General features: G+C 69.1%; 12 protein-coding genes and 1 tRNA gene. 10 read left to right on the top strand and 3 right to left on the bottom strand.

Annotated features, from left to right (window positions below; genetic code table 11):
• Positions 1-10: 10 nt before the first annotated feature.
• On the bottom strand, positions 11-691 hold the full coding sequence (locus tag C6C15_RS12980; protein WP_060923575.1) for a YqaJ viral recombinase family protein: 681 nt from the start codon (positions 689-691) through the stop codon (positions 11-13).
• Between the two features lie 240 nt (positions 692-931).
• On the opposite strand from C6C15_RS12980, the gene C6C15_RS12975 reads away from it, so the two are divergent.
• The 3 genes from C6C15_RS12975 to rplL all read left to right on the top strand — a co-directional run bounded on the left by C6C15_RS12975 (position 932) and on the right by rplL (position 3,153).
• Positions 932-1,906, top strand: coding sequence for a hypothetical protein (locus tag C6C15_RS12975; RefSeq protein WP_158698560.1), 975 nt, complete (start codon positions 932-934; stop codon positions 1,904-1,906).
• A 326-nt stretch (positions 1,907-2,232) separates the two neighbouring features.
• Positions 2,233-2,721: a 50S ribosomal protein L10 gene (rplJ, locus tag C6C15_RS12970; RefSeq protein WP_025104226.1), complete on the top strand. Its 489-nt coding sequence runs from the start codon at positions 2,233-2,235 to the stop codon at positions 2,719-2,721.
• Positions 2,722-2,769: 48 nt separating this feature from the next.
• Positions 2,770-3,153 carry a 50S ribosomal protein L7/L12 gene (rplL, locus tag C6C15_RS12965; RefSeq protein WP_025104227.1) on the top strand — a complete coding sequence of 128 codons (384 nt, stop codon included), beginning with the start codon at positions 2,770-2,772 and terminating at the stop codon, positions 3,151-3,153.
• 66 nt (positions 3,154-3,219) lie between these two features.
• On the opposite strand, the gene C6C15_RS12960 is transcribed toward rplL, so the two are convergent.
• On the bottom strand, positions 3,220-4,224 hold the full coding sequence (locus tag C6C15_RS12960; RefSeq protein WP_083371072.1) for a LacI family DNA-binding transcriptional regulator: 1,005 nt from the start codon (positions 4,222-4,224) through the stop codon (positions 3,220-3,222).
• A gap of 283 nt (positions 4,225-4,507) precedes the next feature.
• Between C6C15_RS12960 and C6C15_RS12955 the strand changes: the two genes are divergently transcribed.
• From C6C15_RS12955 to C6C15_RS12925, 7 genes are all read left to right on the top strand, one after another.
• Positions 4,508-5,830 carry an ABC transporter substrate-binding protein gene (locus C6C15_RS12955; RefSeq protein ID WP_105950299.1) on the top strand — a complete coding sequence of 441 codons (1,323 nt, stop codon included), beginning with the start codon at positions 4,508-4,510 and terminating at the stop codon, positions 5,828-5,830.
• A gap of 111 nt (positions 5,831-5,941) precedes the next feature.
• Positions 5,942-7,279 carry a carbohydrate ABC transporter permease gene (locus C6C15_RS12950; RefSeq protein ID WP_025104230.1) on the top strand — a complete coding sequence of 446 codons (1,338 nt, stop codon included), beginning with the start codon at positions 5,942-5,944 and terminating at the stop codon, positions 7,277-7,279.
• Positions 7,279-8,247: a carbohydrate ABC transporter permease gene (locus tag C6C15_RS12945; protein ID WP_025104231.1), complete on the top strand. Its 969-nt coding sequence runs from the start codon at positions 7,279-7,281 to the stop codon at positions 8,245-8,247. Before C6C15_RS12950 ends, C6C15_RS12945 begins: the two co-directional genes overlap by 1 nt.
• A 202-nt stretch (positions 8,248-8,449) precedes the next feature.
• Entirely contained in the window at positions 8,450-9,820 is a 1,371-nt protein-coding gene (locus C6C15_RS12940; RefSeq protein ID WP_025104232.1) for a cystathionine beta-synthase, read from the top strand.
• 54 nt (positions 9,821-9,874) lie between these two features.
• On the top strand, positions 9,875-11,035 hold the full coding sequence (locus tag C6C15_RS12935) for a cystathionine gamma-synthase (RefSeq protein ID WP_060922564.1): 1,161 nt from the start codon (positions 9,875-9,877) through the stop codon (positions 11,033-11,035).
• 47 nt (positions 11,036-11,082) lie between these two features.
• A complete protein-coding gene (locus tag C6C15_RS12930) occupies positions 11,083-11,724 on the top strand; it encodes a phosphatase PAP2 family protein (RefSeq protein WP_234024150.1) in 642 nt (213 codons plus the stop codon).
• 18 nt (positions 11,725-11,742) lie between these two features.
• Positions 11,743-12,345, top strand: coding sequence for a GNAT family N-acetyltransferase (locus C6C15_RS12925; protein WP_158698559.1), 603 nt, complete (start codon positions 11,743-11,745; stop codon positions 12,343-12,345).
• A 52-nt stretch (positions 12,346-12,397) separates the two neighbouring features.
• On the opposite strand, the gene C6C15_RS12920 is transcribed toward C6C15_RS12925, so the two are convergent.
• A tRNA-Ser gene (locus C6C15_RS12920) sits at positions 12,398-12,485 on the bottom strand.
• Positions 12,486-12,634: the final 149 nt, after the last annotated feature.

Raw genomic sequence — 12,634 nt, 5'->3', positions numbered from 1 at the left:
CGCCGTCCGCTCAGTCGGCGAGGGCGAGGGCGCGGAAGGCGTCGCGCTCGCGGAGCTGCTCGCGACGGCTGTCCAGGGGAGTGGCGGAGCGGGCCGGGACCGTGCGTCCCGTCGTGCGGCGGTACAGCTCGTCGATGAGGTCGGTGGCGAGCCCCACGAGCTTCGCGATCTCGCGCTCGTCGCGGTCGATCCAGACGCAGCGGGGCTCGTCGTGGACGGGGGAGAAGTCGACGTGCTCCTCCCAGACGAACAGGGTGCGCTCGGCGCCCAGCACGTGCTGCTGCCACCACACCTGGCGCAAGTAGGTGCGGGGGATCCCCCGGAAGGCCTTGTTGGTGGTCTTGATCTCCGCGAGGCTGACACGACCGTCTGCGTCCACCGAGATGCCATCGGGCGTCGCCAGGTGGCGGTGCTCGACCTCGGCGCGGAACAGCGCGGAGGAGGGGAAGATGCCGTGCGTGGCCGCGACCCAGGCGGCGATCTCCGGCTCGCGGCGTCGGCCGTGGTCGGTGTAGGCGTTGCCGCCGAACCGCGGCCCGCCGCCGAGCTTGGCGTCGGCAGCACGGGCGATCGAGCGCTCGCTCGTGAGTCCGGCGACGTCAGTGGCCGTGATGCCGCGGGAGCGTGCCCTCATCCATGCCACGCGGTCGCGCGAGTCCGCGACGATGCGAGCTTGGAGTTCCGGGGTCACCAGAAGACTCTAACTCTCCCCCACCCCCGTACCCGTCGTACACGCCGCCCCCTCCCGCCGACCCACCCCCTTGCGTGCGTCCCGGCCCCCTACGCACGCGCGCAAGGGGGTGGCTCGAACGCAAGGGGGTGGGTCGGCGGGCGAGGACGGTTACTGCACAGGGGGCGGGAGGGGAGAGAAGGGTGTGGAGAACGGTGGGAAGGCGGGGGAGTGGCGAGAGGAGAGGGAAGGGTCGGGGGGATGAGACAGGTGAGTGTGGAGGAGATCAGGGGGATGCTCCTCGGTCGTCGACGGCTGGAGGAGGAGGGCTGGGGGTCTCGGACGCTCCACGCCGCGGTGGAAGGGCGGCAGCTGCATCATGTGCGCCGTGGGTGGTACCTCGCGCTGCGGACCTGGAGCGAGCTGGCCCCGGAGTCCCGGCATCGTGCGGAGGTGGTGGCCGCCGATCTCGCGGCCTCGGGGACGCAGCCTGTGTTCTCGCATGCCTCGGCCGCGGTGTTGTGGGGACTGCCGCTGTACCGGGTGCGTCCGGCCAGGGTCCATGTGACGGCCCCGCCCGACCGTCGCCACAGCACGTCCGGGATCCTGCGGCACGAGGGCACTGTCTCCCCCGGCGACATCGTGGAGCGCGACGGCATCCGCTGCACCTCCCTCGCCCGGACGGTCGTCGACCTCGCCCGCACGGTCTCTCCCGAGGCGGCCCTCGCGGGCGCGGATGCCGCCCTCGCTCTGGTCGGCGGTGACCCGTGGGAGTTCGACGACACCGCGGAGCAGGCTCTCCTGGCCGACCTGGCGGATCGGGTGCGCCGTCCGCGGCTCCGCGGCATCGTGCAGGCGCGCCGGATCGTGGGTCTGGCCGACGGTCGCGCGCAACTGCCTCTGGAGAGCGTGACGCGGTACCGGCTCCATCAGCTCGGCTTCGGCAGGCCGCGTCTACAGGTACCGGTGGACGGACCGCGCGGCGGCCGGTTCTGGATGGACATCGCCGTCGACGAGTGCCGCACCTTCGTGGAGTGCGACGGCCGGGACAAGTACCTGGATGACGAGCTCCGCGGGGACCGCACCGCGGAGAGGGTCGTGTTGGACGAGAAGATCCGCGAGGACTGGGTGCGCGGAACCACCGGCTGGCGGGTGGCCCGGGTGACCAGCGCGGACGTCGCTTCCCTCGCCGCGGCCGACGCGCACTTCCGTGCCTTCGGCCTCTTCGCCCGTTGAGCCCTCGACCCACCCCTTTCCGTGCACCCCGGCCCCCTACGTGCAGGCGTAAGGGGCCGGGGTGCACGGAAAGGGGTGGGTCGACGGGAAGAGGAGGGGGGATTTGGGGGAGAGGTGGGGGTGGGGTACAGTGGTCATAACCGAAGACCGCTGGTCATCGTGTGCGCGTGAGCGCACAGGATCGAAGCTCTGCATCGCAGGGGCCCGCGCAGGTGTCACGAACTTCCGAGCTCCGTGCGCTTGCGCCGGAGCTCTTCTCTTTTGCAGGGGGTCGGAGGCCGGCGCCCCACCACCGTGCGGCGCCTCGTACACACCAAGGAGTGACCATGGCGCAGAAGGATGCATCGGTCAACGAGCTCACGAAGTCATTCGAGAACTCGAACGCCGTCCTGCTGACCGAGTACCGCGGTCTGACGGTTGCCCAGCTCAAGCAGCTGCGCAACAGCATCCGTCAGGACGCTGAGTACGCCGTGGTGAAGAACACGCTGACCAAGATCGCCGCCAACAAGGCCGGCATCTCCGCGCTGGACGACGACCTCAAGGGGCCGTCGGCTGTCGCGTTCGTGCACGGTGACTTCGTCGCCACCGCCAAGGCTCTGCGTGACTTCGCCAAGGCCAACCCGCTTCTCGTGATCAAGTCGGGCATCTTCGAGGGCAAGGCCCTCACCGCCGACGAGGTCAACACGTACGCCTCGCTCGAGAGCCGCGAGGTTCTGCTGGCGAAGGCCGCGGGCATGATGAAGGCGACGATGGGCAAGGCTGCGGCCACCATCGACGCGCTTCGCGAAAAGCTGGAGACCGCCGAGGCCGCGTAAGCGACCGGCGATCTCGTCTACAAACCCCATCTATCTAGGAGATACATCATGGCGAAGCTTTCCACCGAGGAGCTGCTCGAGCAGTTCGCCGGCCTGACCCTCATCGAGCTCAACGAGTTCGTGAAGGCGTTCGAGGAGAAGTTCGAGGTCACCGCTGCTGCTCCCGTCGCCGTCGCCGGTGCCGCTGGTGGCGCAGGCGAGGCCGCGGCCGAGGAGGAGAAGGACTCCTTCGACGTCATCCTCGAGGCTGCTGGCGACAAGAAGATCCAGGTCATCAAGGCTGTCCGCGAGCTCACCTCGCTCGGCCTCGGCGAGGCCAAGGCCGTCGTCGACGGTGCTCCGAAGGCCGTCCTCGAGGGCGCCAACAAGGAGACGGCCGAGAAGGCCAAGGCTGCTCTGGAAGAGGCCGGCGCGACCGTCACCCTCAAGTAATTCCAGCGCACCAGCGCTTCTGCGAAGGCCCCGGGTTCCGCCCGGGGCCTTCGTGCGTCTGCGGGGTCAGCGCGGCGCCGCGGTCGAGCTGCGGACGACGAGGGCCGAGGCGGCCTCGACGCGCTCGACCGGAGCGTCCGGCTCACTCATCCGCCGCATGAGCAGGCGCACGGCCTCCCGGCCCTGATCCCGCGGCGACTGCCCGATGGTCGTGAGGGCGAACATCTCCGCATGCTCATGGTCGTCGATCCCGACGACGCTGAGTTCGGTGGGCACCGCGATCCCCAGGCGGCGGGCGGCGATCACGGCGCCGATGGCCGCCTCGTCGCACACGCCGACGATGGCGGTCGGTCGGTGCCGGCGGTCGCCCAGGAGTCCCGCCGCCGCGGCATAGCCCCCGGGCATCGTCGGGGCCGCCCCGGCGATGCGCGCCCGCGGAGTCAGTCCCGCCGCGTGCAGCGCCTCCCGGTAGCCGGCCAGGCGTCGCGCGTCGCCGTAGCTGAGGTCGGTGTCGTCGGTGGCGCCGCCCACGAAGGCGATGTCGGTGTGGCCGAGCTCGATCAGGTGCTCGGTGGCGATCCGCGCGGCGGCCGCGTCGTCGATCGACACGGCGCTCGATCCGGCGCTGTAGGGGCCCACGCTGACGAGCGGGCGCCCGGTGCGGTGCAGGCGCTCCAGCTCGCGGGCGCTGGGCTGGATGCCGACGGCGATGATGCCGTCGAATCTCCGGCCGGGCAGCACGCTCTCGAACAGCCGCTCCCTGGTCTCCGAGCGCTCGGGGACGCCGTAGAGCGACAGGTCGTGGTCGCGCGCGAGCAGCGCCTCCTGCACGCCCGCCAGCAGCTCGGAGAAGAACCACCGGTCGACCGGAGGCATCACCAGGCCGATGGTGCCGGTGCGCCCGGTCGCCAGGCTGGTGGCGGAGGAGTGCGCGACGTACGCGAGGTCGTGCGCCGCCTCCTCCACGCGCTGTCTCGTCTCCTCCGAGACGTAGCCGCGGCCGCTCAGGGCGCGACTCGCGGTCGCCTTGGACACACCGGCGCGCGTCGCGACGTCGGCGATCGTGCTCATCGTGTCCTCCTCGACGCGGTTCCACGACGGCGAGCCATCGGGCGCTCGCCGGGAGCCATCGTAGCCGTTCCACACGCGGGGAGGAACCGGTTCCAGACCCGCGGAACTGGGAGCGCTCCCACTGCGCGGGGGGCACCGACCTCAAACGGTTGTGATCTTGTAACCTTCCCCAGTTGTACGGCGCGAAGGAACCCGAGTAGGTTGGCCTGGAATCGGTTCCCCAATGGATGTGGCGATTGCTCTCCTTGGGCGGACTGAAGATCCACCTGAAGAGGAGAAGTACATGGCTTTGTCACAGCGATACCGCCTGCTCGCCCCCATCGCACTCGTCGGCGTCGCGTCTCTCGCGCTCGCCGGCTGCGCCGAGGGCGGGGGCGATGAGGGCGGAGAGACCAAGGACACGGTCCGGATCTCCGGCGGCATCACGGGCGTCGAGGCCGATGACCTGAACGCCTCCTTCGAGCAGTTCACGAAGGACACCGGGATCAAGGTCGAGTACACCGGCGACAAGGGCTTCGAGGGCAACATCGTCACCAAGGTGACCGGTGGCGACGCACCCGACATCGCGATCGTCCCGCAGCCCGGTCTGCTCAAGACCCTCGTCGACACCGGCAAGGTCATGCCGGCCCCGGAGGCCGTGGAGACCGCCGTCGACGAGAACTGGTCCGAGGACTGGAAGAAGTACGGCACGTTCGACGACACCTTCTACGCGGCGCCGATGCTCGCGAACCTCAAGGGCTACGTCTGGTACTCGCCGAAGCAGTTCGCCGAGTGGGGCGTCGAGGTCCCGGAGACCTGGGACGACATGATCGCCCTGACCGACACCATCGTCGAGAAGACCGGCGGTCCCGCCTGGTGCGCCGGCTTCGCCTCCGAGGCGGCGTCGGGCTGGCCGGGCACGGACTGGATCGAGGACCTCGTCCTGCGCCAGTCGGGCCCCGACGTGTACGACGACTGGGTGGCCGGCGACGTGAAGTTCACCGACCCCGAGATCAAGCAGGCCTTCGACGCCGTCGGTGAGATCCTGCTCAACCCGGAGTACGTCAACGCGGGCTACGGCGACGTCAAGAGCATCAACTCGACCGCCTTCGGCGACGTCGCCAACGCGGTGGCCAAGGGCGACTGCGCGCTGACCCACCAGGCGTCGTTCCTGTCGGCGAACTTCCTCGACACGGAGACCGCCGATGGCAACGTCCCCGAGGTCGCGCCGGACGGCGACGTCTACGCGTTCATCATGCCGGGCGAGACTGCCGGTGAGCTCCAGGTCGAGGGTGGCGGCGAGTTCGTCGCGGCCTTCTCCGACGACGAGGCCACCCAGAAGGTGCTCGAGTTCATGGCATCGCCGGAGTTCGCCGACGCCCGTGTCGAGCTCGGTGGCGTCATCTCCGCCAACAAGAACGCCGACCCGAGCCTCGCTTCGAGCGAGTTCCTCCAGGAGGCGATGACCATCATGCAGGACGACGCGACGACCTTCCGGTTCGACGCTTCCGACCTGATGCCGTCGACCGTCGGCTCGGGCTCGTTCTGGAAGGGGATGGTCGACTGGATCGACGGCAAGGACACCGACACGGTGCTCTCCGACATCCAGGCCGGCTACGAGAACTGATCGCCTCGACACGATCTTCTCAGGCTGAGCGGGGCCGGGCTGCACAAGCCCGGCCCCGCTCCACCCATCCATACTGCGCGGGAACCCAGCACGATCCAGAAGGGGACGTTCATGTCGCACGCGACCATCGAGAAACCCGTCGAGGCTGACGCGCCGCCGACGACGCACGGCACCGACGAGAAGGGGAGGAAGACCACACGCACGATCCTCGCGATCGGATTCGTGGTCGTCGTCGCGCTGGCTCTCCTCCTCGTCTTCACCGCTCCGACCGAGGAGTCCTCGCGGATCACGATCGGGTTCTCGCTCAACAGCTTCTTCCTGTGGCTCGGTGGTCTGAATCCGCTGGTGCAGATCCCGGCCGTGCTGCTCGTGTTCGGCGTGGTCGTGGCGATCATCCTCGTGCTGATCGAGTTCGCGCCCCGCCCTGGTCGCGGCTACTTCATCATGCGGCTGGTCGCGTGCCTCGTCATCCCGGTGCTCGCGCTGTTGCTGCTCCGTCCCTACGCGAACGCCGTCGTGTACGTCGTCGCGATCGCGCTCCTCGTCGGGGCGCTCCTCTTCTTCGCGGACTTCCGCGCGCGGCAGGGAGCGGGCTATCTCTTCCAGCTCGTGCTGTTCATGGCCCCGGCGGCCATCATGCTGCTGCTCGGCCTCATCTACCCCGCGATCTCGACGATCTTCAAGTCCTTCTTCGACAAGACCGGCGACGAGTTCGTCGGGCTCGAGAACTACATCTGGGTCTTCACCAACCCGGTCGGCACGTCGTCGGTGATCAACACGATCATCTGGGCGCTGCTCGCTCCGGTGATCTCCGTGGTCATCGGCCTCGCCTACGCCGTCTTCATCGACAGGGCTCGCGGCGAGAAGTTCCTCAAGGTGCTGGTCTTCATGCCGGTGGCGATCTCGTTCGTCGGCGCCGGGATCATCTGGAAGTTCATGTACGACGCCCGGCAGGGTGACCAGATCGGTCTCCTCAACGCGATCGTGACCGCTTTCGGCGGCGACCCCGTGCAGTGGCTGGCGATCAAGCCGATCCTCAACACGCTCATGCTGCTCATCGTGTTCATCTGGACCCAGACCGGCTTCGCCATGGTCATCCTCTCGGCCGCGATCAAGGCCGTGCCGGTCGAGCAGATGGAGGCGGCCGAGCTCGACGGCACGAACGCCTGGCAGCGCTTCCGCAACGTGACCGTGCCCGGCATCCGGTCGTCGCTGATCGTCGTGCTCACGACCATCACGATCGCCTCGCTCAAGGTGTACGACATCGTCGCCGTGATGACCGGCGGACGGGACGAGACCAGCGTCCTCGGCTTCGAGATGGTCAACCAGCAGCAGCGGTTCCAGAGCTACGGGCACTCGTCGGCGCTCGCCGTCGTGCTGTTCCTGTTCGTGTTGCCGCTGATCATCTACAACGCCCGATCGATGGCCAAGCAGAGGGAGATCCGCTGATGAGTGCAACGCAGGCCACCGTCGTGGACAACCGCACCAAGCGCCAGGTGGCGCGGGACACGCGCCGCAACGAGGCGACCGCCCACAAGAAGCTGACCTCGAAGGGGGCGACGATCGCGGCCGCGGTCATCGCGCTCTTCTGGACGATCCCGACCTTCGGTCTCTTCGTGACGTCGTTCCGCCCGGGCGCCGACACGCAGAACAGCGGCTGGTGGACGGTCTTCTCCAACCCGGAGTTCACGTTCGACAACTACGTGCAGGCGTGGAACTCGGGCGGCACCTCGACGACCCTCGCGACGGCGTTCATCAACTCGCTGGCGATCACGATCCCCGCGACCGTGTTCCCGATCGTGATGGCGTCGCTCGCCGCGTACGCGTTCGCATGGATCGACTTCAAGGGTCGGAACATGCTCTTCATCTTCGTGTTCGCGCTGCAGATCGTGCCGCTGCAGATGGCCCTCGTGCCGTTGCTCAGCCTGTTCTCTGACGGACTGACGATCAACGACGTGCCGATCTTCCCCGGGTTCGGGCTGAACGAGGTGCAGTACAGCTTCGCCCGCGTCTGGATCGCGCACGCGATCTTCGCGCTGCCGCTCGCGACGTTCATGCTCCACAACTTCATCTCCGAGATCCCCGGCGAGATCATCGAGGCGGCCCGCGTGGACGGCGCCGGACACGGTCAGGTGTTCTTCCGGATCATCCTGCCGCTGGCGGCTCCGGCGATCGCGTCCTTCGCGATCTTCCAGTTCCTCTGGGTGTGGAACGACCTGCTGGTCGCGACGATCTTCGCCTCGCCCGGCGCCCTGCCGATCACCCAGGCGCTGAACTCGCTCTCCGGGACCTGGGGGAACAAGTGGTTCCTGCAGTCGGCCGGAACGTTCATCTCGATCATCGTCCCGCTGATCGTGTTCTTCGCCCTGCAGCGCTTCTTCGTGCGCGGCCTGCTGGCCGGCGCGACGAAGGGCTGACCCTTCGACAGGCTCAGGGACCCAGGCCCGTCGACAGGCTCAGGCCCTTCGACAGGCTCAGGGACCCAGGGCCCTTCGACGGGCTCAGGGACCCAGCGCCCTTCGACAGGCTCAGGGACCCAGGTTTCTGGGTCGCTGAGCCTGTCGAAGCGGCGCTGAAACACAGCCCCGCAGGCGAGGGCCCGCGCCGTACCCTGAACAGATGAAGTACGCAGACTCGATCGTCGACCTCGTCGGCGACACGCCCCTGGTGAAGCTCCAGCACGTCACCGAGGGCATCGCGTGCACGGTGCTCGTGAAGCTCGAGTACCTGAACCCGGGCGGGTCGGCGAAGGATCGGATCGCCGCGCGGATCATCGATGCCGCCGAGGCCGCGGGCGATCTGCAGCCGGGGGGCACGATCGTCGAGCCCACGAGCGGCAACACCGGCGTCGGGCTCGCCCTTGTGGCGCAGCAGCGCGGCTACCGGTGCGTCTTCGTGCTCCCGGACAAGGTGGGCGAGGACAAGATCGACGTGCTCCGCGCGTACGGTGCGGAGGTCGTCGTGACCCCGACCTCCGTCCCGGCGGACAGCCCGGAGTCGTACTACAGCGTGAGCGACCGGCTGGCACGGGAGATCCCCGGGGCCTTCAAGCCGAACCAGTACGAGAACCCGAACGGGCCGCGCAGCCACTACGAGACGACCGGGCCGGAGATCTGGCGCGACACCGACGGGCGCGTCACGCACTTCGTCGCCGGCGTGGGGACGGGCGGCACGATCACCGGCACGGGACGCTATCTGCGCGAGGTGTCCGACGACGCGGTGCGCATCATCGGGGTCGATCCGGAGGGCAGCGTCTACAGCGGCGGCACCGGCCGGCCCTATCTCGTCGAGGGCGTGGGCGAGGACATCTGGCCCGGTGCCTACGATCCCGCCGTCCCGCACGAGATCGTCGCGGTCGGCGATGCGGAGTCGTTCGCGATGACGCGGCGCCTGGCCCGCGAGGAGGGCATCCTCGTCGGCGGCTCCAGCGGCATGGCCGTCGTCGGGGCGCTGCGGGTGGCGAAGGACCTGCCGGCGGATGCGGTCATGGTCGTGCTCCTCCCGGATGGCGGACGCGGCTACCTGGGCAAGATCTTCAACGACGGCTGGATGCGCTCCTACGGGTTCAGCGAGGTGGAGGAGGGGGAGACGGTCGCCGACGTGCTCGCCGCCCGGGCCTCCCGCCACGGCCTCCCCGACCTCGTGCACGCGCACCCCACCGACACGGTGCTCGAGGCGATCGGCATGATGACGGAGTACGAGGTCTCGCAGCTCGTCGTCCTCAGCGCGGAGCCGCCCGTGATGATGGGCGAGGTCGTGGGCACCGTCGACGAGAAGGGCCTTCTCGACCTGCTCTTCCGGGGCGACGCCGAACCGAGCGACGCCGTCGGCGCACACGTGGGGGAGCGGCTGCCACTCATCGGCATCCACGCGCCGGTCGCGCAGGCACGGGCCGCGCTCGCCGACGCCGACGCCCTCCTCGTCACCGAGGACGGCAAGCCGCATACCGTGCTGACCCGACAGGACCTGCTCGGCTACCTCTCCCGGTGACGCGGGACGTAACAGGCCGGCACCCGTCGAAGGGCCCGGACGTAGGCTGAGAGCATGTCCGACCACGACCACGCCTTCGCTACCCGAGCCATCCACGCCGGTCAGGCGCCCGACCCGATCACCGGGGCGATCATCCCGCCGATCTACCAGTCGTCTACGCACGTGCAGGACGGCATCGGCGGCTTCCGGGACGGCTACGAGTACAACCGTGCGGGCAACCCGACGCGCTCCTCGCTGGAGACGCAGCTCGCCGCTCTCGAGGGCGGGGTCGGGGCGCTGTCGTTCGCGTCCGGTCTCGCCGCCGAGGACGCGTTGCTGCGCGGCATCCTCAAGCCCGGCGACCACGTGCTCCTCGGGAACGACGTCTACGGCGGCACCTACCGCCTGCTCACGAAGGTGCTCGCGCCGTGGGGGATCGACACGACCACGGTCGAGCTCTCCGACGTCGACGTGATCCGCGCGGCGATCCGACCCGAGACGCGCATCGTGTGGCTGGAGACGCCGAGCAACCCGCTGCTGAAGGTCGTCGACATCGCGCTCATCGTCGAGGTGGCGCATGCGGCCGGTGCCCTCGTCGTGGTGGACAACACGTTCGCCTCGCCGGCTCTGCAGCAGCCGCTCGCGCTCGGCGCCGATCTCGTCGTGCACTCGACGACGAAATACCTGGGCGGGCACTCCGACGTGCTGGGCGGCGCCGTCGTCTTCGGCGACGACCGCTTCGTCGAGGCCGTGAAGTTCCAGCAGTTCGCGGTGGGGGCGGTCTCGGCGCCGCTGGACGCCTGGCTGACGACCCGCGGCATCAAGACCCTCGCGGTGCGGGTGCGCCAGCACTCCGAGAACGCGCAGGCCATCGCCGAATGGGCCCAGGCGCGGCCGGAGTTCGCGCAGGTGTTCTATCCCGGCCTCCCGTCGCACCCCGGTCACGGGATCGCGGCGCGGCAGATGAGCGGCTTCGGCGGCATGCTGTCGCTCGGTCTCGCCGCGGGGGCGGACGCCGCCCGGGCCTTCGCCGAGAGCACGCACGTGTTCCAGCTCGCCGAGTCGCTCGGCGGCGTGGAGTCGCTCATCGGGTACCCGCCGGAGATGACCCACGCGTCGGTCCGCGGCACGGAGCTCGCGGTGCCGGAGAACGTCGTGCGGCTCTCGGTCGGCATCGAGGACGTGGCTGACCTCATCGCGGATCTCGAGGAGGGTCTCGCCCGCATCGCCCGCTGACCGGCACGGCGACCCGCGATCGCGGGGGCGTCCGTCACAATGGGACGATGAATCGACGGATGCTGCTGTGGTGGGGCGTCGCCTGCCTCCTCCTGGCCACTGCCCTCGGCGCTCTCGTCGTCTTCGTGTATCCGCAGACGCCCGGCCTCGACCAGTGGTGGAACGACACGATCGCCGCGGTCCGCGCGGACTGGATGCTGAGCTTCGCCCTCGCGCTGAACTGGATCGGCGGTGGCTGGGTCGCCATCCTCGCCGTGCCGCTGGCGACCATCGCCGTCCTGCTGTTGCTGCGCCGATGGCGGGGGGCGCTGTTCGCCGCGTTGTGCTTCCTCGTCAGCGCCGGAGCCGTCCAGCTCCTGAAGAACGTCTTCGGCCGTGCCCGGCCGCACGACATGCTCGTGGTGAGCGACTACGGCTCGTTCCCGTCCGGTCATACCGCGAATGCGGCGACCATCGCCCTGGTGCTCTGGGTGCTCTTCCCGCGGGTGTGGGTGGCGATCGTGGGGGCGGCCTGGATCGTGCTCATGGCGCTGTCGCGCACCTTCCTGTCGGTGCACTGGGCGACGGACACCCTCGGCGGGGCGTTCGTCGGTGCCGGTGTCGTGCTCGTGCTCGCCGCCTGGCTGGTGCCGTGGGTGCGACGCGACGTCGAGGCGACTGCCCGCGCCGATAGGCTGAGCGGAACCTGACCCGTCCGAGGAGCCCCCGTGTCGCGCATCCGTCCCTACCGTCCGACCGATCGCCCGGCGATGTTCGAGATCTGCCTGCGGACGGCCGACGCCGGGGGAGACGCCACCGGGGTGCTGCCCGATGACGAGCTGTGGGGGAACCTCTTCGCGGTGGCGTACGTCGAACGGCACCCGGACCTCGCCTGGGTCGTGGAGGCGGAGGACGGGCGCACCATCGGCTACATCGTCGCCACCGACGACACCGACGCCTTCTACGCCTGGTTCCGCGACGAGTGGTGGCCCGGCCTGCACGCGCGCTATCCGCGATCGGCGGACCCGCAGACGCGCGAGGAGAAGCTGATCGAGTACGGCTACACCAGGGAGCCGGGGGTCGAGCCGCATGCCGCCGAGTACCCGGCGCATCTGCACATCGACCTGCTCCCGGAGACCCAGGGGCAGGGACTCGGTCGCGGTCTCATCGAGACGCTCTTCGCCGAGCTGCGCCGGCGCGGTGTCCCGGCGCTGCACCTCGGCATGGATCCCGCGAACTCCGGCGCGGCCGCGTTCTACGAGCGGCTCGGCATGACCGTGCTCCCGTCCGCACCCGGTGGTCTGACGTACGGGGTGCGCTTCGACGGCTGACGCCGCCCGAAACGAGAGAAGACCTCCGCGATGCGGAGGTCTTCTTCGTCTGTGGCGGTGACGGCGGGATTCGAACCCGCGGTTGCTTGCACAACACACGCTTTCCAAGCGTGCTCCTTCGGCCGCTCGGACACGTCACCAGGGAACAACCTGTCCATCCTATCCGATGTCCCGGGGGCCTCGTGACATACCGGCGATGCCGGCCCGCGACCACGAAACCTGTTATATTGCGCGTCAGCAGAGGTCTGTATATCTTCATATGAAGACGCAATGGCGTCAGACGGATCCG

Origin of the sequence: Microbacterium sp. str. 'China', assembly GCF_002993305.1 — a bacterium.
GTDB lineage: Bacteria > Actinomycetota > Actinomycetes > Actinomycetales > Microbacteriaceae > Microbacterium > Microbacterium paraoxydans.
This window is presented reverse-complemented; position numbering and strand designations above follow the sequence as displayed.